Source organism: Legionella micdadei, from assembly GCF_000953635.1.
GTDB lineage: Bacteria > Pseudomonadota > Gammaproteobacteria > Legionellales > Legionellaceae > Tatlockia > Tatlockia micdadei.
Genome location: NZ_LN614830.1, coordinates 3,270,302 through 3,293,507, shown reverse-complemented (window position 1 = coordinate 3,293,507; position 23,206 = coordinate 3,270,302). Strand labels below are relative to the sequence as shown.

Sequence of the window (23,206 nt, the reverse complement as noted above, 5' to 3'; positions counted from 1 at the left end):
CATGTCGAATACCACTACAATCGCCAGGCCTTACGCGAAAGCAATTTTCGAGCATGCCTTAGCAACCAGAAAGCTTAGCCAATGGTCTGAAATGCTGCATAAACTTGCTGTTGCAGCGTTAGATGAGAAAGCAAGGCAATTTATTACGAGTCCAACCGCTACAGTAGAACAGCAAGTGGATTTGCTAATGACTCTTTTTGCAAAGGAAGAATCAGAGGAAGTCTCATTTGTTAGAAATCTGGTCATCCTGTTGGCTCAGAACAAACGAATAATGTTGTTACCCGACATTAAGGCAATATTTGAAGTACTGCGTGCTGAACAAGAAAAAACACTGAGGGTGGATGTCATTAGTTTTTCTGAACTTTCATCTGCACAACAAGAGAGACTAATCAGCTCACTTAGCCATCGATTACAACGCCAAGTAACACTTAACCTTACTATTGATAAGTCATTGTTAGGAGGGGCAGTTATTCATGCAGGCGATTTAGTTATTGATGGTTCGGTGCGTGGAAGATTAAATAAACTAAGCTCCGATTTAGCCGCGTAACAGAGAGGATAGATTTCATGTCAGAACAAGTAGCTTTAAACCCATCTGAAATCAGTGAGTTAATCAGAAAGAAAATTGAAAAATTTAGCGTTACAGCTGAGACGAGAAATGTAGGAACCATTGTCAGTTTAAAAGATGGAATTGTTCGTCTGCATGGTCTTGAAGATGTGATGCAAGGGGAAATGATAGAATTTCCTGGAGGCGTTTATGGATTAGCTCTAAACTTGGAGCGAGATTCAGTTGGTGCCGTAATTCTTGGTGACTACTCTAACTTAGCAGAAGGTCAACCAGGAAAGTGCACCGGCCGTATTCTTCAGGTTCCAGTTGGCAAAGCGTTATTAGGCCGTGTAGTCGATGCACTGGGTAACCCAATCGATGGTAAAGGACCTATCGAAGCAACTAAAATGTCTCCTATCGAAAAAGTTGCTCCAGGTGTAATTAGCCGGCAATCTGTTGATCAACCTGTTCAAACTGGATTAAAAGCGGTTGACGCAATGATTCCAGTAGGCCGCGGCCAGCGCGAGCTGATCATCGGTGATCGTCAAACAGGAAAAACAGCGATTGCTGTTGATGCGATCATTAACCAAAAAGGCACTGGCGTAAAATGCATTTACGTTGCTATCGGCCAAAAAGCTTCCTCTGTTGCTGCAATCGTTCGCAAATTAGAAGAAAGCGGAGCGATGGAGCACACCATCGTAGTTGTTGCTGGCGCTGCAGACTCAGCTGCTCTGCAATTTATTGCACCTTACACCGGTTGCACCATGGGGGAATACTTCATGGAGAGAGGTGAAGACGCACTGATTGTCTATGACGATTTAACAAAACAAGCTTGGGCGTATCGCCAAATCTCCTTGTTGCTAAAACGCCCACCTGGACGAGAAGCTTACCCTGGGGATATTTTCTATTTGCATTCTCGTTTATTGGAGCGTGCTGCTCGAATCAACGCAAAGGAAGTTGAAAAGCTAACGAATGGCGAAGTAAAAGGTAAAACCGGCTCGCTTACTGCTCTACCGATTATTGAAACACAGGCAGGGGACGTTTCGGCTTTCGTACCAACCAACGTTATCTCCATCACTGATGGTCAGATATTCCTTGATGTTGATTTATTCAATTCGGGTGTTCGTCCGGCAATCAACTCTGGGTTATCTGTATCTCGAGTAGGTGGTGCTGCTCAAACTAAAATCATGAAAAAATTGGGTGGTGGTACACGATTAGCCCTAGCGCAATTCCGGGAACTAGAAGCATTTTCACAGTTTGCTTCGGATCTTGATGATGCAACACGTAAACAACTGGAACGTGGACAACGCATCACTGAATTAATGAAGCAAAAGCAATATTCACCGCTCTCAGTGGCAGAGATGGCAGTATCCCTTTTTGTTGTTGAAAAAGGTTATCTGGACGATATCCCTGTTGCAGAAGTTAGCGCTTTTGAACATGCTCTTCACAGCTATATGCGTGCTTCTCATGCATCTTTATTGCAGAAAATTAATGAGACAGGCGCTTATGATGGTGAAATTGAATCACAATTGAAAGCAGCTGTAGAAGAATTCAAACGCAGTGGTAGTTGGTAATAGTACAGAGCCCTGCCGTGCTGATGCGGACAGGGCTTAATGATTACGCAGGCTAGGGCTCTTTAAGAGGGTTGTCTGTTAATTAAAGGCGAAGCAAGATATGGCTGGAGCGAAAGAGATCCGTTCAAAAATTGCGAGTATTAAAAACACGCAAAAAATTACGCGAGCTATGGAGATGGTTGCTGCGAGCAAGATGCGCAAAACTCAAGACAGAATGCGCGCGTCAAAACCTTATGCAACTAAAATATACAATGTCGTTAGGCATATAGCTCGTGCAACATCGGAATATCGTCATCCTTTTATGGTTAATCGCGATATTAAACGAATTGGTGTTATAGTAGTTACCTCCGACCGAGGTTTGTGTGGCGGACTGAATTCAAATCTATTACGCGAAACGATTCGAGTTCTCCGTCAATGGCAGCAGGAGGGGAAAGAGATTGATCTTTGCGTGATTGGCCGCAAGGGTCAAGCATTCTTCAAGCGTGTTGGCGGGCGAGTCATAGCATCCGTTGATCAACTTGGCGACAAGCCGGGTATTAAGGAATTAATTGGTGTTGTTAAGGTCATGCTAGATGCATTCTATCAAGGTGAAATTGATGCCTTGTATGTAGCTAACAACGAGTTTGTAAACACCATGACACAAAAGCCAAATGTCAAACAGTTGTTGCCGCTACCTATAGCGGAAGAAGACAGCAAAACACTTGGGCATCACTGGGATTATATTTATGAGCCTGATGCCAAAGAGTTACTTGACGCTTTATTGGAACGCTATATTGAGCTGCAAGTTTATCAAGCAGTGGTAGAAAATATTGCCTGCGAACAAGCCGCAAAAATGATTGCAATGAAAAGCGCGACCGATAATGCAGGCGCCTTAATTAAAGAGTTTCAATTGGCTTATAATAAAGCCCGACAAGCTGCCATTACTCAAGAATTGGCGGAAATTGTCGGTGGTGCAGCCGCTTTATAAGAGGGTATACGATGAATAGTGTAGGAACAATAGTTGAAGTGATTGGTGCGGTGGTCGACGTAGAATTTCCCCGCGAAAGCGTGCCCAAAGTAAACGATGCGCTAAAGCTCGTTGAAGGCGACTTAGTTTTTGAAGTACAGCAACAACTAGGTGATGGTGTTGTACGCACAATTGCAATGGGTACCACCGATGGTTTGAAACGCGGAGTAAAGGCGCAAAACACAGGGGAGCCGATTCGCGTTCCAGTAGGTAAAAAAACCCTTGGACGAATTATGGATGTTTTAGGCCGCCCAGTAGACGAAGCGGGCCCTATTGAAGCTGATGAGCATTGGGCAATCCATCGTAAAGCGCCAAGCTATGAAGAGCAAGCTGGTGGCCAAGAGTTACTTGAAACAGGTATTAAGGTAATTGATTTGCTTTGCCCCTTCGCAAAGGGCGGTAAAGTGGGCTTGTTTGGCGGTGCTGGTGTAGGTAAAACCGTAAACATGATGGAATTAATTCGTAATATCGCTCATGAGCACAGCGGTTATTCTGTGTTTGCTGGAGTTGGAGAGCGTACTCGCGAGGGTAACGATTTCTATCATGAAATGAAAGACTCTAATGTCTTGGATAAAGTGTCACTGGTTTACGGACAAATGAATGAACCACCAGGAAACCGGTTGCGTGTTGCTTTGACAGGTTTAACAATGGCAGAGAAATTCCGCGATGAAGGTCGGGATGTGCTGTTGTTTATCGATAACATCTATCGATATACTCTTGCGGGAGTGGAGGTATCAGCTTTATTAGGCCGTATGCCTTCAGCAGTAGGATACCAACCAACATTGGCAGAAGAAATGGGTATGCTGCAAGAACGGATTACTTCGACCAAAACAGGATCGATCACTTCCATTCAGGCAGTGTACGTGCCAGCGGATGACTTGACTGACCCATCACCTGCGACAACGTTTGCCCACTTAGATGCTACAGTCGTACTATCGCGCCAAATTGCAGAATTAGGCATTTATCCTGCGGTAGATCCTTTAGATTCGACATCTCGACAATTGGATCCATTGGTAGTTGGCCAAGAACATTACGACACTGCTCGCCGTGTTCAGCAAACTCTGCAACGATATAAAGAATTAAAAGATATTATCGCTATTTTGGGTATGGATGAATTATCTGAAGAAGATAAGCGTGTGGTTTCTCGTGCACGTAAAATCCAGCGTTTTCTTTCACAGCCATTTTTCGTTGCCGAAGTGTTCACCGGTTCACCAGGTAAGTACGTTTCATTGAAGGATACCATCAAAGGATTCCAAGGAATTCTTGCTGGTGAGTACGACGACTTACCTGAGCAAGCGTTTTACATGGTTGGAAGCATCGAGGAAGCTGTTGCAAAAGCTAAAACCTTATGAGGCAAACAGACATGGCAATAACAACGCACTTAGATATCGTTAGTGCTGAGCAAGAAGTATTTTCTGGTATCGCAGAACTGGTCGTTGCTACTGGCGAGCTTGGCGAAGTCGGGATTACCCCCGGACATGCCCCCTTGCTAACGGTTCTAAAACCCGGAGAAATCCGAGTGACTCTACCGGGAGGCAAGCAAGAAATTTATTACGTTTCTGGCGGTATGCTCGAAGTACAGCCTCACTGCGTCACTGTCTTGGCCGATACTGTGGAGCGTGCTGAAAACCTTGACGAAGCCGCTGCCCTTTCAGCTAAAGCACGAGCGGAAGAAGCAATTGCGAATAAAAACACTGAATTAAATTATTCATTTGCAGCTGCTGAATTAGCCCGTGCTGTCGCCCAGATACGTGCGATTAAGAAAGTTAGAAAAGATCTTAAATAATCTATATGTTTTCGGCGCTGTTTTTCAGGCAGCGCTCTCCAAAATGGTCGCTGAGATGCATTTGAAGTGTTGGCGGCGACCACTGTTTAAAAAAGACTCTACTTTTCACTTGCCATGATGTACAAAGCAAAAGCTAGTTTCTTCTGGTCGGTTGTACATGCCTGGCTAATTTGCCAAATAGCTCAAGCTGATAAATCTTGCGACTGGTGCATTAATCACCCAAAAGGAAGTTCATCGGCAAATGGGAACGGAGTGTTGTAAAGAAACGTCGCTTAATTAATCATCCCTAAACCAATAATAGTTCATTAAAGTTCCCGAAAATTGTATCTCGGGGATCTACTGGTCACATTGGCCTTAAATGTGGTTTCGCAGCATTAACTCCGCTGGATAGGGTGACAGATAACTTTGGCCCTCCAGGTAAGGTTGTGGGTAATGGATTAGATGATGATTGATTAAGGTAATAGGAACAACTAAAGGTACTAAGCCTTGCTGATACTGTTCAATTAGGTTAACCAGTTCCTGTTTATCCATTTTAGTCAGTATTTTTTTAAAATAACCTAAACAATGCATAAGTACATTCGCATGCTTATTGGGTGTTGCAATATAGCATAATGTGTTCATAAGCTTATAAAGGTACTCTGGAGCCAAAGAAGCTATGTTTTTTTTATCAACACGGCTTACTAATTGCCCCAATTCGCGACTTTTTGACGGATGGTGGGCCATTAATGTTAATTTATGGCGGGTATGAAAGTTGATAAGTGCGTGAGCTGTGAGGCCTGGCTCATTGGTTACTTGCCAATCATGATAGACAAATAGCCTCTCGATGAAATTTTCACGAAGCCTAGGATCATTTAGCCTACCCTCCTCCTCAATGGGTAAATATGGAAACTGCTCTTCTAATATTTTTGCATATAAACCTTGGCCAGATAGGGGGGCTTGGCCTTTTCCTTGATAGATTTTGACGCGCCTTAGGCCACAACTGGGTGACTGACTTTTTAAAATATAGCCGCTGATGTGAGTTAATTGCTGCATTGTCTCATTAGCAAATTCAAGCATGGCCAAGGTGTAGTCCCGCTCAACATTTTTTACCTCCACCAAGCGAGGTGATTTGGGATCGCCAACAAGCCGAATTGCAGGTCTGGGTACACCCATACCAATCGCCACTTCAGGACAAATAGGTAGGAAATCAACGTAATTAGCGAGGAGATCACAAATGTAACTATCGCGTTTGTGCCCTCCGTCGAAACGAACTTTCTCGCCGATAAGACAAGAAGATACCCCAATCAAAATACGATTTTTCATCTGAATCCAAATAAAATGGGCTAATGATTGAGTCTACTTGAATAACCGCTAATTTTTCCAGAGCTAAATAAGTGCTTGCAAATTTTAGTTTTAACAAGAAGTTATTCACTTATTCATCTATTAATTCACAAGGTTATCCACAGGATAAAAAAGTAATTATGAATATTCCTGGTAAAAAACATTAATTTTCAATAAGATACAAGAATAATGTTCTAATTTTGAAAGATTAAGCAAAGTTATTCACAGATTGCAATCCATATTTATTCGCCAGGTCAGTAATTAATGATAAAATAGTCAATCTTATAAATCGCTTACCCTAACGTGGTAATGTCTGCAAACTGAAGCTAAATCATGAAAATTATGAATGACGCGATAGAACGTAAGCCGCTCACTGAGTTTACAGAAAAAGCTTATCTTGATTACTCCATGTATGTAATTCTCGATAGGGCACTACCTCATATTGCTGATGGTTTAAAGCCGGTGCAAAGGCGTATTGTCTACGCAATGTCGGAATTAGGCCTTAAGGCGACTGCTAAGTATAAGAAATCAGCGCGGACAGTTGGGGATGTCTTAGGTAAATTTCATCCACATGGTGATACAGCCTGTTATGAGGCAATGGTGTTAATGGCTCAGCCTTTCTCTTATCGTTATCCATTTGTGGATGGCCAAGGAAATTGGGGCTCGCCAGATGATCCGAAATCGTTTGCTGCTATGCGCTACACTGAGGCTAGATTATCTGCTTATGCTGAGTTACTACTTTCGGAATTACAGCAAGGCACTGTAGATTGGGTCGACAATTTTGACGGCACCTTGCAAGAACCTGCGCTTTTACCCGCAAGGTTACCCAATGTGCTACTTAATGGGGCAACTGGCATTGCTGTTGGTATGTCTTCTGACATTTTACCGCATAATTTAAACGAAGTTGCAAACGCTTGTGTTTATTTATTAGACAACCCTCAGGCAAGTTTAGATGAAATCTGCGCTTACATCAAAGGCCCTGATTTCCCAACCGAAGCCGAGATAATTACTCCCAGCACTGCTATTAAGGCAATGTATGAATCGGGAAATGGTTCAATAAAACTGCGCGCCGTTTATCGCCAAGAACGGCATGACATTGTTATTACTGCCCTACCTTATCAAGTATCTGGAGCTAAGGTCATCGAACAAATCGCGGCACAGATGCAGCAAAAGAAATTACCCATGATTGAAGATTTGCGGGATGAGTCTGATCATGAGCACCCTACTCGACTTGTTATTACGCCTCGATCTACTCGAGTCGATGTTGAAGGCTTGATGTCTCATTTATTTGCTACAACGGATTTAGAGCGCAGTTATCGTGTCAATTTTAATGTGATTGGTCTGGATGGTAAGCCGCGTGTAAAAGGGTTATTAGCTATTTTACAAGAATGGTTAACTTATCGTTTGTCGACCGTGCAAAGGCGATTACAGCATCGTCTGGATAAGATACTTGATCGGATCCATGTGCTAGAAGGCTTAATTATCGCTTATCTCAATATTGATGAAGTAATCGCTATTATTCGCGAACACGATAATCCAAAACAAGGCTTAATGGAGCGCTTTAAGCTGAGCGAAAGGCAGGCTGAGGCTATTTTAGAAATGAAATTGCGTCATCTTGCTAAATTGGAAGAAATTAAGCTGCGCGGTGAGTTGGATGAGTTAAGTATTGAGCGCGATGGAATCCAAGCGATTTTAGCAAGCGAAAAAAGGTTGAAGAATTTAGTTAAAGACGAAATCATTGCCGATAGAGACCAATACGGCGATGTTAGGCGCTCGCCGTTGATCGAGCGCCAAGATTCACAGGCTTTAAAAGAAGAAGATATTCTACCCAATGAGCCTATCACAGTCGTGCTTTCACAGAAAGGATGGATTCGTGCTGCGAAAGGCTATGACATTGACGGCCGGGAATTGAGCTATAAAGCAGGCGATGAATTTAAAGCGCAGACCAATGCACGTAGCAATCAACAGGTTGTGTTCTTTGATAGTGAAGGAAAGGTATACACCTTACCTGGGCATGTTCTCCCTTCTGCCCGCGGCCAAGGAGAGCCTTTAACAGGTAAATTGAATCCGGCAGATGGCATGTCCTTTGAAGGACTCATTTCAGGTGAGCCAGAAGATTGGGTGCTATTGGCGAGTGATGCGGGGTACGGCTTTATCACCCAATTACAGGAATTGTATGTAAAAAACCGCAATGGCAAAGCTTGTATTAAATTGCCAGCAAACAGCCGAGTGATGCCGCCAAGGTTAATTGCCAACAAAGAGTCGCAGTTCATTGCTGCTGTCACGAGTATTGGACGTTTACTCGTGTTCCCGATAAAAGAGCTTCCTGAGCTTTCCCGTGGAAAGGGGAATAAATTAATTAATATTCCCTCAGTGAAAGCAGAACAGCGTGAGGAGTTTCTTATCGATTTACAAGTTCTTTTTTCAGAAGATGCATTGACCGTTCATGCAGGTAAACGCCGCTTTACGTTGAAATCCGGTGACCTTAACCATTATTTTGGCGAAAGAGGCCGTCGTGGTAATCGCTTACCTCGTGGATTACAAAATGTGACGGAATTACAAGTGTCTTCGAGTAATACTTAAGGATAATCATCGTGTAACCCTCCGCGCCATCCCTCGATGACGTGGGGTACGAAACAAGATTTCTTAACAAAAAACATACAAATTTGATTAAAATTTATCAGCACAATTTACCATCAATACGGTATAATAGACTAGGCTTTACAATCGAAGGGTCATGCTATGCTTTTTTTAATTCAAGGCGATGCGCAAACAGTCTACTCCGCATTTGGTCGCTCTGGGTTTATTGCTTATGATGCAAGAAGAAATGCTATCCGAATCGATGTAGAACGTACCCGCTTTTTTGGAACTGCTTCCGAATGCATGCATCACCGAAGTGTGTGGTTGAGTAACCAAAGTTCCATCCGCAGTTATGCCCAGGGCAATATGTCAGCAGGTAATCTTTTTTTGTTGTTTGGACACAAATTGCCTTTACCTTTTTTTAAGGAAGGAGAGGAGGATGAAGATGTTATTGCAAACACCAATAATATTTGTTTTGCTTATGTTGATCAAAACAAGGACTTGCATGGCCTAATCCTCTACTTTCGAAAAGACGATCCGACAAAATGGCTAATTGGCCTTTCGAAAAATCCCCATTTGCAGCCAGAAAATGTTGATATTAAAGTTTTGACCCCGTTTGATCCTAGGCCTTATCGCAAGCTGCCGTGTGAAATAAAGTCCGGAGCCGAAACCAAGGATGAGTTTATTGAGGCGATTGGCTCACCTAGGCTCGCAAAATTCATTAAATACATAATTACGCTTAACGAAGAACTGAATCCTTGCGCAGAAATAATTAAATTGTTCCTTCAAAATGCGGTTTCAGAATCTAACTTTGTCGTTAATGATGAATTATTGGCATTTTTTGAGCAGGAAATCCCAAAAATATTAGCGAGTAAAGAGCTTAGATTGTTGCTTGATTATGACTTGCAACCTTCACCGCAGCAAATTCAAGCTTGCTTGGATCCAGAGACAGAGTTATACAAGCTTCTTAGTGCATTTGAGCGTGGTGATAACGACAGACAAAATAAAGCCCAGTTGACCATTTTATTACTGCTTGACCGATATGGCTTGAATGAAAGGCAAGAGGCAATACGCAGCGATAATGTTTTTGTAGAAAAACTATCTAACTTATCAAATGTGCATCAAGATTTTTTACCGATTTTACTGGCGGATCCGTTCAAAACAGAAGTTTTGAGATTTCTTACGCAAGGTGATCATTGTTCGGAGTTATTGCTTCAGCTTAAACAAATAGAAGATCAGCAAATTTGGCAAAAAATCATAGACCTTGCCAAATGGCCATGGCAATTTCCGCAAGATGCGTATCGCCATGCAGTGATAACTAAGTTATTGTTAAATATCCCTGATATTTCCGAAAAAAATCTTCAAGCAATCTATGAATGTTTAGGAAAAAAGAAAATTTCAGAGGTATTGAAGAAAGTATTTGATCCTTTTGTCCTTGCTAATTATCTAGCAGCCAAGCCGGCAGAGGGTTTCGATCTATTAATGCATGCGAATGACTTTTTCGCTCAGATTTTGCCGAAATATGAAGGAACGGCTCGATTGACTAATCGACCATTATCACCTCAATTACTGGCTGCTTTAGCTGAACAATACGTAAAAAATCCCGGTGATGCTCTTTTGGCTTCGCTTTATTATTGTCATAGCAAAGATCAAATAAAAGCAGGTTGCATCCTGAATGAACTGGGTTTTTTAAACTTACCTGCTTATTTGTTAAATCCCGTTGTTGTTTCAGCAGTTAATTTGCTCGAAAGTTGCAATTTAAAGCCCTGCATTACCCATGTACTTAATAATGAAAGCCTTTTTGTGGCTTTAGGTGAGATTCATCAACTTGAAACCGAAACCTTAAGAAAAGCAAGCCTTATTTTAGTGAGCCAAAACGCCCTTAATGCTGACGAATTTCGTCAACTTTTAGAAGATTTCAGGACATATCCGGGGTTAGCGCATTTGGTTATCCTTGCTCATAAAAAGAACTGTTCTGTGCAACAAATCAAAGAGCTGGCATTCTCGCCTAGGCTACATCAGGCAGCTAGTACATTGTTCGATCTAGGTATTGAATTTAATTTTAATCAGCTTACGCCATTTACTTGTCAGTTCCTATTCGTTATTGCTGATTTGATCAAAACGCAAAAAGCAAAAGAAACACTAAGTGGCTATCTCAAGGGAGTTTTACCAGGAATTTTACGTTTTTTAAATAAAGAAATCTCCTGGGATGAACTCAAACCGTATATACAAGGACAGGATTCTTTGCTGCGCGAAGAGGATGAGGAGTCAGCTCAACACCTAACTGGGCTCATTATAGAGCAATTAAATGCATTCGTTATCGCAAGTCATCATGGCATTTCTTCGGACATGCAAATGACAAAAAGCAAGCAGCTCGCAAAGGACACAGGTCGTACTATCAAATTGTTATCAGAAAAACTGAAAGAGAAGTCTGTACCTGAGGAGCAAAGAAGGGTTTTATATGAGCACGTATTTGCCTTTTTTTCATCTTTAGATGCGCATCGCCAAGTGGCTGTAGCAAAGGTTCCACAGGTTATTGATGCATTAATCAGCTGTAATTTGCAAGGTTCTATGGTTTCTTTAGATTCTTTGTTACAGAGTCCATTTCTTGCGGGTGCAATTCTGGCCTTAGATAAATTGCATCTCCCAGCTGCAGATTTATTAGATAAAGAGCAACCATTACAGGATGAAATTGCAGCCTCATTGGTTAAACTTGGCCAAGTGGGTCCCGAGAATGTACTTGCCTTTAAGTTGGCGATGCAGGATGACAGCAAAGGGCATGATTTTCGTCTTTTATTGGCAAGGATGGGTAGGGTAAACAAACAACAACCTTATCTCATAACGTTACTCCATGATGGCATTGTGAATCGTAGGACATGGCCGGAGTTTGAAAACATCGAGAAAAATGTTGCAGGCCAACGCAATAAAGCACAAGGTTATGATTTGGATGAGAGCCTAATCCTGATGAACAGGCTAAGGGCACTTAATTTTAATGATCAGGTCATTGAATTCTTGGCCAAGGACAATGATAAAAGCAGGCAATTCCATAAAGCCGTTTTACGCGTCGAGACAGAATGCCAAACAATAAGAAGTAGACTGAAAATCAAAGCAAAGGATAAATGGCAGCAGCTGAGTGCTTCTGAACCAGAATATCGTAAAGGGTTATACCAGGCGCTTTATGAGGCATTAATAAATCCGTGTGAACCTAAAGAGCAAAAAAATGCACTTGGAGAATTCACGAATAAACTCAACCAGGCTGCAAAACACATCACTGATATTGTGGAAATCGATAGAGATCCTGAAGCAAGAATTGCAATGATGGTGATTGTGAATATACTCACCTTAGTATTTACCCTGAGTATTGCTAATTGGGTCCACCAAAAGAATACGGGTGATTTTCTCTTCTTTTATCGACCAGCCTCAAGCGAAGCGTTAAACAGCCTCAACAAGCAAATCCTTGAAGAAACAGCTACTGAGATCATGGCGGCACCGGCAGGATGATAAAACGAACTAATTTATTGCTTGTATTAGCCTTAGTTTTCCTTGAATGGTTGGATTTTAGCCTTTATCTTTATTTGGCAAAATCAGTCTTTGCGAACGATTTTTTTCCGCCTTCCTCCTACAGCTTGACTTTAAGTTTTGCCCTGTTTGCTGCAGCTTACCTTGCCCGCCCTGTAGGCGGGTGGTTTTTTGGAAGGAAGGCCGATTTGAACGGACGGCGTAAACCGATGGTTTTTTCTGCTGCATTAATGGGGCTGGCCACATTAGGGATCTGTTTGCTTCCTAGTTACGCGCAAATTGGCCTGCTGGCTACTTGGGGTTTGCTCATTTTACGGATTGCCCAAGGTTTGGCTTTGGGTGGCGAAATTAATACCTCAGCCATGTTTTTAGTTGAACACCACCCTGCTAAGCCGCTACTGGCTGGCAGTTTAGTGGCAGCCAGCGGTGCTTTGGGTATGTTTCTAGGTGCGGGAATCGCTGCCCTTTTGCAGCACAATACTATTTTATGGGCATGGCGGATTATCTTTGCCATTGTTGCCCTGGTATCGTTATGGGTTTGCCATCTACGCAAACGCTTATGTGAATCTCCCGAATTTCAAAGAAATACGCTTTCTATTAAAGAAATTTGGCCAATGCACTGGCGCGGGCTGTTTAATATTGCCATTGTGGGGGCTTATGTCGGTGTAACGGTCTATCTATGCAATGTATTTTGGGTATCCTTTGCCATCGATCAACAATTATGGAGTAAAACACAATGTGCTTGGACGGGTTCGATAGCGCAATTGCTCTCCGCTCTGCTTGCTGTGCCCATTGCCTATTTTTCTAAGCCATCATCTGTATACCATTTAATGCGGGCAAGCATGATGGTGATCACTTTAGCCGCTCCCCTCCTTTTTTTCTTTACGAGTAGTCTTATGTCAGTAGGCGTTTTGCTATCCGTTTTAGCTTATGCTTTGGCAAATGCCTTGCTTTGCTCCTCGCTCTATTATTTGCTTTATCTGCAATTGCCAGCCCAATATCGATGTCGTGGGGTTTCAACCGTTTGGGCTCTTGCTGCTAGTTTGGGGGCTGTAAGCTTGCCTGTTGCCGAGCAAGCAGTCCAGTTTGGGGCAATTTGGCTACCTGGCTTTTTAGTCAGTACAGTAGCTATTTTAAGTTTCTTTCTACTGCGCAAATACGAATATCAATATAAAAGCGCGCTCAACCTAGAAAGCATGGGTGGACAAATTTAATTCGAATACCCAGTCCTGATTTGGCCAGCTAATCTACAAATTATTTCATGAAAATGCAGTCTAGCCGTTATTAATACTATTGAACTACTGTTTATTTTCTGTTTATATGGATAAAAATAGGAATTGAATAGTAAGGAAGAGCTATGGCTGTGCCATTGAAGGCGTTGCGGATTAGCCAGCTAACTAAGGCTGAAGGACAAGAAATTACCCCATCAGGCCATGCTGTTGAAGGAGTTCAATTTACGGATATTGATGGCTCCGTAAAGAAAGGATTTTTCAAACCCCTTGCCGCTGATTATCCCGATCTTTTAGCCAAATATTCTGTTGCTGTAAGCGTTGCGATTCGTCTCGCCTTAGGGGATAGGGCTGCTGAAGACAGGCTTGTTTTTGATGAAACAGGTCAAAAAATAGTGGGTACGGTTTCGATTGCATTACCTGGTTATAAGCCTTTACTCAGTAAAGGAAGTAAATCAGTTCCTGAGGATCCACAGGAAAAAGAGCTTGTCTGCCCTTCGAAAGAAACCTTAATCAAACATAATGTTGCGGAGTTATTGATCGCCGCTTGGCGATATAAATGCGATGACCGCCATCCCGATAATTTTAGTCTGTACGGGTTAATCGATTGGGACATGTTTCTTTACCACATCACGCGCATCATGAAAGGGGGGCGGCTTATTGATGGATTTTTAAAACCGATTCCCAAAAAAGGAATGAGTTTAAAAGATCACGAATTAAATACGTTTCCCAATGTGCAAAACAGAACACATTGGCCAGCTAACGAAAGGCCGGGGAATTTTAACTACTATAAGCATCACTTAGCCGCCGAAGCATTTAAATCATTAGCGGGATCTACCGATTTCCAGGAACAAATGTTTGAGGCCCTGCTGAAGGAGTTACTTACTTTTGATCCAGAAATGTTGCGTGTACGCCTTGAAGAATATTTAGGTGATTTAACACTCGACTACAGTTCACTTGATTTTGCGAAAAAAACAGAGTGTGAGCAAGAATACCCCAGCATATTTAATAGCGAAACTGACAAGAAACTTTTTATTGATCATATGGTTGCTGTTTTTCAGAAAGAATTCGGCGAGTTTCGTGCGGCTGTTATCTATTATCAGGGTTGTAAAGATAACGGACATGGGACTGCTGTGTCTAGTTTTGCTAATTTTTTGCGCAATAAACCCTCAGCGTTTAAAAGGATTTATGAGTGGGCAGAAATGCAGAATCAAAAAATGGCAGAGCAATGGAAAAAAGCAGAAGGTAAATCGTTAAACACTGACTCCATTTTAGATGCTTACCATGTTGCCCCAGAGGGGCGCTACAACCTTGCAAGGATGAAAAAACATTACCACAAGATTTGGCGGGATTCACATTTTCTGGCGCTGAGTTCGTGCCTGGAGGAGGCAAAACTTCTCGCCAACAAATTGGCAAATGAGCTTAGGGCGGTGCCTATTCCAATGACTAAAAAAGAGCAACAAAGTGCGGTGTTCGATCCGAGTTTAGCAGAGGCTTGGATGCTTTTAGGCGAGCCGGAAAAAATGACGGAATCCTTGCAACTCGACTGTCATCCGGAAAATAATCTGCGGCGGGGGCTTATTGTCTTAGAGCAGTTTATCGAAGACCTTCATAGATGCTGCAGTGCTTACTACAAAATAAAGTTGGAGGAACTGACATCAGATAAAAATAATGCTTTCCTTGAAGAAATGATAAAGCTTATTCATGGCTGTGAAAAGGAGCTTTATTCAATTTTAGGCAAAGAGGATTTAAGTGTTTGGGCTCGCGATTTCACTACCATTGCTGATGATTTGCAGCGAATATATGGTGGATTAAATTTCCAAAGGCATTTATTTTCAAAAGACCAAGCTCTTGGTGCTGACGCCGAGCACGATTATCCTGCATTACTCAAGCGCAAGCACACTGATGAAGAGGTAGTAACTGCCTGCTTGACGGCATTATTTGAGTGGGCAAATAAACTTCCTGAGGGGCAACTCGATAAGTATATCCAGGCAATTATCGAGCAAGAGTATCAACCGAGTTTCTATAATTTTCTTTCAAACCGTAAGCGTGCAAGTTTAGTGCTAGGATTTTTATCCAGTTCAACGAGAGATAGCGGTGCTGATCGGTTGGGGACTATCTTAAGTGTGGGAGGCCTTGAAAGTAACTCTTTAAATACTCGCTTAATTGCCAACTTAATTCCGCAAATGCTCGCAGATACCGAGCAAGTTGATGTGAATTTGCTTAGTGTGCGCACTGCTTGCAATAAAGAAGAATTTGATAATTTTTATTATGCACAAAAGGCAAGGGAATTTGTGTTAAATGATCCGCGATTTAATCATATCCACGCAAAACGAAATGTCATCTTATTGCAGGAAGCAATGTATGATTGGGTCGCTAAATTGCCCAGAGAAAAGTTTCAAGCAATAGTCCTTTCCGCAGTAACCACTTATGAAGGGCCATGGTATTCGTATTATTTGAGTAATCGGGCAAGAGGAGAGACTGTTCGAAGTTATTTTGATGAAAAAAAATACCCTAATCTTAGCAATGAAAGAATCCTTGCGTTTATCTTTGCAGAAGGGGGGATAACCTCATCGTCTCTAAACCCGCTGTTATTTAAAATGATTTTAGCGGCGATGAAGGAAGATGTTAAAAAAACAAAAACGGTTTCTAAAGCGGCAAGTTCGGATTGGCGAGAACCCAGTAGCGATGTAGACAGAAAAAGAATTGAAGCGAAAAAAGCAATGCAGGACTTAAAGTACAATATCGTAATGCAAGCTGCCGTAAGTGAAGGCCCTTCCCCGTGTCCTTTCCTTACCTCTTTAGAGCCTTATGCAAAGGAGCGAACTTACACGATTGCTACTTCAGTTGATTGTGGCTCATACAGTGCGGACACAATACTTCAAACCCATGACGGGTTAGAGTTCAAGTCGCTCCACTAGGGAACTGCTATTCTTTTAAAATGACAGTACAACCTTTTTCAAGGTATCATTCATAACCAATTTATTTTTGATCCCAATCTTATGCTGAGTGATTATTTGAAAACGATGCCCCAATTTGTGGCGCCAAAATTAACCCTAACCCATTTTGCTGGTTTCATGGCTAATGTACAGATTCCATTGATAAAAAATGCGCTAATTCGTCTTTTCATTCAGCAATATGGTGTAGACATGAGTGAGGCAAAGGAAGAAAATCCTGAAGCCTACAGCACGTTTAATGATTTTTTTATCCGTCACTTAAAACCGGAGTGCCGGCCATTAGCACAGGCTGATATTGTCTCGCCTGTCGATGGTTTTGTCAGCGAACTTGGTGCAATTAAAAAAGGTCAAATCTTACAAGCAAAAGGCCGTTACTATACTGTTAGTGAATTATTGGCATGCGATGCAGGATTAAGTAAGAAATTTACGCAGGGCTGTTTTGCAACACTCTATCTTTCCCCTAAAGATTATCATCGCATTCATATGCCCCTTGATGCAAAACTCGTCAAGATGATTTATGTGCCAGGCAAATTATTTTCTGTACAACCTACCACTGCACGTGTGATTCCCCATTTATTTGCCCGTAATGAGCGCTTGGTTTGTTTCTTTGAAACAAAGGCAGGCCCCATGGCCATGGTATTGGTTGGGGCAACGATCGTGGGTGCTATTGGTACGCGTTGGCAAGGTGATGTTAAGCGTTCAAAGCACAAGCGCCATATTGACTTCGCTGAATTCAACAATTCGTCAATCCTTGTTAAGCAGGGCGAAGAAATGGGCTATTTTAAATTAGGCTCTACGGTGGTGCTCTTGTTTGCAAACAGCGAACAGGTGCATTGGCTAAACCATCTGCGTGCCGGCGACAAGATTCGCTATGGGCAGGCTTTTGGAAAAATAGAATAAAATAATGGTACCGAGAAGAGGACTCGAACCTCCACGGGGTCACCCCCACTAGCACCTGAAGCTAGCGTGTCTACCAATTCCACCACCTCGGCAATAGCTGGCTAACATACTTAAGATCGGTCTAGCTGTCAATATTTTGTTTTCAGTATTAGCCCGTTTCACTGAACAGTGGCCTTAAGAGGCTCTCTAGAAACCGGGATTTCTGGGGCTACATTACCTACCTGAGTTTTAAATTTGTCTAAACTCTCCTGTGCTTGCTGTGCCGCCGCTGCAACATTTTTCTCTGTGTCACCGGCAAAAAACTGCGGGCGATAGGTTTTAGGTTGAGGCGTTACCGCAAGGGAGAGCAACCACTCGAGTCCGCTTAAGACTTTTTCTATGAACGGTTGCACCCAACTTTTAAAATCATTAAGTTGAGACAATTGGCGCAGATTATTTTCATTAAGGTCGGTTTGCATAGCGGTTATGCACTTAGCGGCAAAACTTGTGGGTTCCTCGTACCCTTTTTCTAAATTTAAATAATTCAATATATGATTATTTAAATCACCTTTAACTTTAGAAAGGATATTGGTAGTAACTACACTGTCAGCTGAGCTTAGATAAGTATCAACAGTCCCTACCATTTGGCGAACTATGCTGACTTCCTCTGAGGCATTCCTCTTAGTAAGTTCTTTGACCTTCAAGGTCTCGGCTTCAAGTGCTGACGTACGTTGCAGCACCCGTCTTTTGAATTGTTCTAGCTCTGATTGACTTGGCAATTGATAAGTGAGAACCTCATCGTGATTGGGTCTACTGAGCGCTTTAAGTTCCGTTTGAGGAAAATCAGGCATTTTGCTCATTTGGCGCCGTAAGTCCTCTGTATTCGCTATTTCCTTGGGATGTCCAGGTATCACGGCTTTGGCCCCCTCACCCGAAGGTTGGAGAAGAGGACAAGCAGATACCGCTTCCCTGTATTCTTCCGCTTTTTGATTTGTTTCATGTAACAGAGCTATAATTTTTCTACATTCTTCAAGATAAGTATTGTTTACTGTAGCAACTTCCCGCTCTAATTCCGTTTTTAGTTCAGTTAGCACCTCTTTACTTTTCTTCGCATCTGATGCAATTTTAGTTGCCCTCATCCTTTCATCAGAAAATGCATCGACAGTTTTCTTGATGCTAGCTTTTATAGATTCAAGGTCTGGTGTTTTAATGTCTTGATATCGGGAGCATTTTCCAATCCCACTAACCAAAGTTTCTAAATCATCAACTAGGGAACGAATCTCTCGTGCCTCCTTCGCTATAAGCTCCTGCCTCTTCTTCTTCGTCCCTTCGATCTCAGTGTGTATACCCTCTATAATTTTACCTAGCTCTGTTTTGATTTCTTCAAGCTGATTTGAGGCGTTTCCTATGGCTTGAACTTGACCTTGGAGTATTTCGCTTAGCTGTAACTGGCTTTGAGATCCGGATAATTGTGCGAATTCAGCCTCTTTGCGTTTCACAACTTCATCAAATTCAGCGGATCTTTCTTTATAGCTCTTCACCAAGCGGGCAAGTTCACGATTCTCAGACCATTGTGGCTTTAAACTTACTTCAGCCTTAGCATTGGGTACCGGACTATCAGACGGGGTCTGACCGGTGAGCAACTCCTTAGCTGTCTTTATTCCCTTTTCTATGCTTCCCATGAAAGTGGTAGCGTTTTCTCCTTCTCGAGTAGGTGCCAGACCAGGTTCTTCTAGTGATTTAAGTGTGCTGTCAAATCCTGCGGTCATACTTTCTATTTTACTGAGAAGAAGTCCATAGCTATTTTTCTTCTCCTCGAGTATGCCAGTTAACTCTCGTACTGCCTGTTTACCTGTTTTTTCCTCCAGTATCGCACCTTTAGCTAAACTGTCATTCTGAATAACCTCAGCTTCAGAGGCAACAGCAGGTATTTCAGTGGGTATGGGCAGTGGACCCTCTTCAGAATGAATAGAGATAGTGCTTTTGGCCTCTCTTATGGTTTGGGTAGGAATCCGAGTAAGCGTTTCTTTAGAGGATACTGGAGGAGACTTTTGTAATGCGTCAACTTCATCAAGCTGTGCAAGTCTCTCAGTTATGTTTCTAGTGGCTTCGTCGATTCCTTTGTATGCGCGAGTGATATTTTCGAGGTATTCCTCTGCTTTTTCGACTTCTACTTCGCGGATTCTAGTGCGAGTCACTTTGCCTTTCTCTACCAGCCCATTGGGTAGTTGCCGATCTTGTGACTTGTATTTTTCCCAAGCTTCATTAAATTTTGTCATATCGATGGGGGTGGTATTTGTTTTTTTACGGTAAAACCAGTCGCGCAGGGGAGAAAACTCTTCCTCGAATTTTCCATAATTCTCAAGCTGTTGTTGGATTTCTAAGTTAAATTTTTTAATATCCTTTAATCGTCCTTGAATATACGGATCATCGGATAATTTGCCTTCCTTAAGCCCCCTTTCTTTTTCCTCAGTTTTTAGTTTTTCCTCAGTCTGTGCAGCATGCTTCAGCAACTCATTGATTGCCTCCTTTTTTTCTGTTATTTGTCTAACAAGCACTCTGTATTTCTCGTTTAATTCGTTAATGGTTTTCCTTTGTTGCAACTCGTCAAGGGTTGCGCTGCTGAACCTGGGTTTTTGTAGCTCTTTAAGTGCGTTGGGAGTGATTCCTGCGCTTTTGAATTCACCAATGGCTTTCTCGTCCAGAGTAATCCCTCTTTGTATTGTTGTGAGCGTTTCTCTACTAATTCCTGCTTTTTCAAATTCGCTAATGGTTTTTTGGCTAAGATTGGCCATCTTGCTTAATTCGTCAAGCGTTTCTTTGCTTGCCACTTTTTGTTGATACTCAGAAAGCGTTTCTGATGAGTAATAACCTGGCTTTTTACCTTGCTCTATTTCGATCTGCTGTTTAATTTCTTGTAACTCAGTGAATTGTTGCTCTATCTTTTGTAATTCCTTTAGAGCCTTCATACTCAGTTTAGTCTCATGTAATTCTTCAATGGCCTCTCTACTGACCTTACCTTTAAATTCATTAATGGTTTTTGCATTAATTGTTGCGAGATTTGATATATCAGAAAGTCGCATTCCTCTCTCTCGGAATTTATCAATTCTTTTTTGTGAAACGCCTGCTATCCTTAATTCTTCAAGAGCATCAGCACTGTATGTTCTGTTGTATACGATTACAACTGGTTTTTGCAATTCTTTAATTTTTTCTTCTGGAACACCAGCCTTCCTCATTTTTTCGAGCTCTTCAGTGCTGCGTTCGTGCACTACGGAGTTTTCTATTACTGCTTCCCTCTTATGGGACTTCTTACGCGCTTTGGTAGTGCTTTTGGTCACTGTAGGGCTTACCTCAGCAACGGGAGTTGGACCGTAAGTTGCGTCCATGAGGCGACGATATTCATCCCCCAGGCTAATCATGCCGGCAGTTGGATAAACTTTGCCAGTCGATTCTTCAAGCTGCCGAAGGTATTTTTTGAGTGTACCTACATAGACTTCAGCATTGGCCTGCATCTCGACTTTTTCCGGCATGGTTATTTCAGAGAAAACGTCGACTATTTTCTCTTTTGCTTTAAACAACCCACCAACCAAACCAGTAACAACTTTTTCTGCGACTGATTTAGAGGATGGTTCTGTAGGGGTGTTAATTTCTGGAGGAGTTAAGCTTTCAATCATTCCTTCAAGGAAGGCAACTTGTATCGATTTTTTAATGAAACCAAGATCATTAGCAATTTGCGCTAAAGTTTTACGGTCATTGGTGCCTTCCACTTGTTCAATATATCTCTTGATATCTTCAAAAGACTCGTCTCGTACTTTTACACGTTGGGGGGTGGTACTAAAAATGGAGTAATTGGAGTCAAGCAAGGAGTAAGTTAGTCTTAGATCAGCCAATAACTTTTCTCTCATATCTTCTGCAACAATTGGCTTAACTTCTGAAACGGTTTTGTGCCCAGTTTTTACAACAGTTGATTTAGGTTCTGTAGCAGTTCGTTTAACCTCTGCGGTGGTTGGTTTATCTTTTGTGACGGTTGGTTTAACTTTAGCTTGGGAAGCGGTCTGTTCTTTCTCCTCAAGCAATTTTTGGTGGTAGTGATGGAACTCTTTCACTGCATGGCGTAGCTTGGCAAGAGGAATTGTTCTAATCGTTTTAGTAGTAGGCTCATTCAGATCCTGTTGCCATTCCTTGATTGTTTCTAAAAAGAGCGATTCTTCGCTCGGTGATTCCAGACGGGATTTAATTGATGAAAATAGCCCAGTGCTTCGGGGAGATGGTAATGCACCCATTCTGCTAATCATGCCATCTATAAGAGCAATTTGAACCGACTTATTTAAAAAACCAAATTCCCTTTTTTTCGAATTTAGAAAAGTGGGATCATTGCTGTTTGTTACTTGTTCAATCAAATCTTTGACATCTTTCAAATAAGACTCGCGTGCTGAATCAGAACCCTCTTGAATAAAAATGGAATAGGCGGAACTATTGTCAGGGGATGGACTAATTAAAGAAAAAAGCCCAACCAGATTATTAAGCAAAACAGCTTTGATAATGGTGGGATTTTTTACCCATAGTGTGCTTATTTCCTGCTCAATTAGCCTTAATTCTTGTTCATCAGTGGCCTTTTTTGTTTTTTCGCTTAAATAGGCATATAGAGCGCGTACAGTCTCTCGCTCGTCTGCATTTTCTTCTGGAATGAATGCTACTAAGGATTGAATCTGTTCTAGGCTTTTAGTAATCTTCTCTTTCATAATTGCACCTGCCATTATCCTAAAATCCGTTTTAGATATTGCTTCCGTAAACTCATATATAAAGTTTATAGACTTAAGATTAGGGGAATATTAAGCAGCTCTAATTTTGAACAGTTCTTTTGTAAAGAATTTGCAAATCTATCACTAATGTCCTAATTTAAAATAAAGTTTTAGGGCAGCGGAAAGAAAGGAATTGATAACTTTCTTATTAGGAATAACTGTCAGTCACAAACGTTTGTTGGAAATAGGTGTCCATGCTAATCATAAGATTTCTCGAAAAAACAGTTGATTATGCTTTTGCTTTTTTGCCTAGAAAAATTCCTAAAAGCTTACCGCTTTCTAATCCCCGTCTCATTGCGCATCGTGGTGCACATAATAAAAAAAAAGGGATTATCGAAAATACCGACACAGCATTTGCTGAAGCGCTTGCTTTGGGCTGTTGGGGTATTGAATTTGATCTCCATGCCACTGCTGATGGGGTTTTGGTAGTTAATCATGACCCTACCTTAAAGCGTCTCTGGGGTAAAAATGTTGCAATAAGGGAATTAAGTTTTAAGCAATTAAGAGAATTAGTCCCAGAGGTGCCAAGTTTCGCCGAGGTAGTAGAGCGTTATGGTAAACGCTTGCATTTATTTATCGAATTAAAAGCCCCTTTTAATGCAGAAGCAAGTCTTTATCACGATCTACGCACCCTTACTCCCTGCGTTGATTACCATTTATTGACCCTCAAGGAGCCAGTGTTCGCCTCAATGACGTTGTTTTCATCCGAGGTCATGCTATTGGTTGCTGTGCACAATAATGTGAGTCAATTTGCAAGTCTTTGCTTGCAGAAGCAATACGGTGGTGTTTTGGGACATTATCTTTTATTTGATGATAACCAACTCGAAAAACTGAAGTCGGCAAAAAAGAAGGTTGGCGTAGGTATGGTTGATTCGAAATTCAGTTTGTACAGGGAATTAAACCGGGGTTTGAAATGGGTTTTTACAAATAATGCCGCCCCAATGGTGCAATATTTAAAAGAATTGCAGGAGTCCAGATAAGGCGATCACCCCGCTATGCTTAAGCTTTAG

General features: G+C 41.8%; 13 protein-coding genes and 1 tRNA gene. 11 read left to right on the top strand and 3 right to left on the bottom strand.

The annotated features are described in order from the left end of the window. Position 1: 1 nt before the first annotated feature. From LMI_RS14625 to LMI_RS14605, 5 genes are all read left to right on the top strand, one after another. Complete coding sequence (locus tag LMI_RS14625) at positions 2-547, top strand: F0F1 ATP synthase subunit delta (RefSeq protein WP_045100441.1); 546 nt, start codon at positions 2-4, stop codon at positions 545-547. Positions 548-564: 17 nt separating this feature from the next. Then, the gene (atpA, locus tag LMI_RS14620) at positions 565-2,118 is read left to right on the top strand and encodes a F0F1 ATP synthase subunit alpha (RefSeq protein ID WP_045100440.1); all 1,554 of its coding nucleotides are present in this window, start codon (positions 565-567) and stop codon (positions 2,116-2,118) included. Between the two features lie 100 nt (positions 2,119-2,218). Continuing rightward, positions 2,219-3,085, top strand: coding sequence for a F0F1 ATP synthase subunit gamma (gene atpG / locus LMI_RS14615; protein WP_045100439.1), 867 nt, complete (start codon positions 2,219-2,221; stop codon positions 3,083-3,085). A gap of 11 nt (positions 3,086-3,096) precedes the next feature. Further along, positions 3,097-4,476, top strand: coding sequence for a F0F1 ATP synthase subunit beta (gene atpD / locus LMI_RS14610; RefSeq protein WP_045100438.1), 1,380 nt, complete (start codon positions 3,097-3,099; stop codon positions 4,474-4,476). A gap of 11 nt (positions 4,477-4,487) precedes the next feature. After that, positions 4,488-4,910 carry a F0F1 ATP synthase subunit epsilon gene (locus tag LMI_RS14605; protein WP_045100822.1) on the top strand — a complete coding sequence of 141 codons (423 nt, stop codon included), beginning with the start codon at positions 4,488-4,490 and terminating at the stop codon, positions 4,908-4,910. 354 nt (positions 4,911-5,264) lie between these two features. Here LMI_RS14605 and LMI_RS14600 read toward each other — a convergent pair whose 3' ends face one another. Next, positions 5,265-6,212, bottom strand: a complete 948-nt coding sequence (locus LMI_RS14600) for a YbgA family protein (protein WP_045100437.1) — start codon at positions 6,210-6,212, stop codon at positions 5,265-5,267. Between the two features lie 360 nt (positions 6,213-6,572). Between LMI_RS14600 and parC the strand changes: the two genes are divergently transcribed. The 5 genes from parC (at position 6,573) to asd (ending at position 17,415) form a co-directional block, all read left to right on the top strand. Continuing rightward, positions 6,573-8,813, top strand: a complete 2,241-nt coding sequence (parC, locus tag LMI_RS14595; protein ID WP_045100821.1) for a DNA topoisomerase IV subunit A — start codon at positions 6,573-6,575, stop codon at positions 8,811-8,813. Between the two features lie 159 nt (positions 8,814-8,972). Then, complete coding sequence (locus LMI_RS14590) at positions 8,973-12,311, top strand: hypothetical protein (RefSeq protein WP_045100436.1); 3,339 nt, start codon at positions 8,973-8,975, stop codon at positions 12,309-12,311. Then, complete coding sequence (locus tag LMI_RS14585; RefSeq protein ID WP_045100435.1) at positions 12,308-13,543, top strand: MFS transporter; 1,236 nt, start codon at positions 12,308-12,310, stop codon at positions 13,541-13,543. Before LMI_RS14590 ends, LMI_RS14585 begins: the two co-directional genes overlap by 4 nt. A 143-nt stretch (positions 13,544-13,686) precedes the next feature. Next, positions 13,687-16,479 carry a hypothetical protein gene (locus LMI_RS14580; RefSeq protein ID WP_045100434.1) on the top strand — a complete coding sequence of 931 codons (2,793 nt, stop codon included), beginning with the start codon at positions 13,687-13,689 and terminating at the stop codon, positions 16,477-16,479. Positions 16,480-16,560: 81 nt separating this feature from the next. Further along, positions 16,561-17,415, top strand: a complete 855-nt coding sequence (asd, locus tag LMI_RS14575; protein WP_045100433.1) for an archaetidylserine decarboxylase — start codon at positions 16,561-16,563, stop codon at positions 17,413-17,415. 5 nt (positions 17,416-17,420) lie between these two features. Here asd and LMI_RS14570 read toward each other — a convergent pair. Both LMI_RS14570 and LMI_RS14565 read right to left on the bottom strand, forming a co-directional pair. After that, a tRNA-Leu gene (locus tag LMI_RS14570) sits at positions 17,421-17,507 on the bottom strand. 66 nt (positions 17,508-17,573) lie between these two features. Then, positions 17,574-22,136, bottom strand: a complete 4,563-nt coding sequence (locus LMI_RS14565; protein WP_143000980.1) for a V-type ATP synthase subunit I domain-containing protein — start codon at positions 22,134-22,136, stop codon at positions 17,574-17,576. Between the two features lie 254 nt (positions 22,137-22,390). Between LMI_RS14565 and LMI_RS14560 the strand changes: the two genes are divergently transcribed. Then, the gene (locus LMI_RS14560; RefSeq protein ID WP_045100431.1) at positions 22,391-23,176 is read left to right on the top strand and encodes a glycerophosphodiester phosphodiesterase; all 786 of its coding nucleotides are present in this window, start codon (positions 22,391-22,393) and stop codon (positions 23,174-23,176) included. Positions 23,177-23,206 lie beyond the last annotated feature (30 nt).

Coding starts and splice junctions, on each gene's coding strand:
- LMI_RS14565 (WP_143000980.1), bottom strand. CDS start 22,136: ATGAAAGAGAAGATTACTAAAAGCCTAGAACAGATTCAATCCTTAGTA.
- LMI_RS14580 (WP_045100434.1), top strand. CDS start 13,687: ATGGCTGTGCCATTGAAGGCGTTGCGGATTAGCCAGCTAACTAAGGCT.
- LMI_RS14625 (WP_045100441.1), top strand. CDS start 2: ATGTCGAATACCACTACAATCGCCAGGCCTTACGCGAAAGCAATTTTC.
- LMI_RS14585 (WP_045100435.1), top strand. CDS start 12,308: ATGATAAAACGAACTAATTTATTGCTTGTATTAGCCTTAGTTTTCCTT.
- atpA (WP_045100440.1), top strand. CDS start 565: ATGTCAGAACAAGTAGCTTTAAACCCATCTGAAATCAGTGAGTTAATC.
- asd (WP_045100433.1), top strand. CDS start 16,561: ATGCTGAGTGATTATTTGAAAACGATGCCCCAATTTGTGGCGCCAAAA.
- LMI_RS14560 (WP_045100431.1), top strand. CDS start 22,391: ATGCTAATCATAAGATTTCTCGAAAAAACAGTTGATTATGCTTTTGCT.
- LMI_RS14605 (WP_045100822.1), top strand. CDS start 4,488: ATGGCAATAACAACGCACTTAGATATCGTTAGTGCTGAGCAAGAAGTA.
- atpD (WP_045100438.1), top strand. CDS start 3,097: ATGAATAGTGTAGGAACAATAGTTGAAGTGATTGGTGCGGTGGTCGAC.
- parC (WP_045100821.1), top strand. CDS start 6,573: ATGAATGACGCGATAGAACGTAAGCCGCTCACTGAGTTTACAGAAAAA.
- atpG (WP_045100439.1), top strand. CDS start 2,219: ATGGCTGGAGCGAAAGAGATCCGTTCAAAAATTGCGAGTATTAAAAAC.
- LMI_RS14600 (WP_045100437.1), bottom strand. CDS start 6,212: ATGAAAAATCGTATTTTGATTGGGGTATCTTCTTGTCTTATCGGCGAG.
- LMI_RS14590 (WP_045100436.1), top strand. CDS start 8,973: ATGCTTTTTTTAATTCAAGGCGATGCGCAAACAGTCTACTCCGCATTT.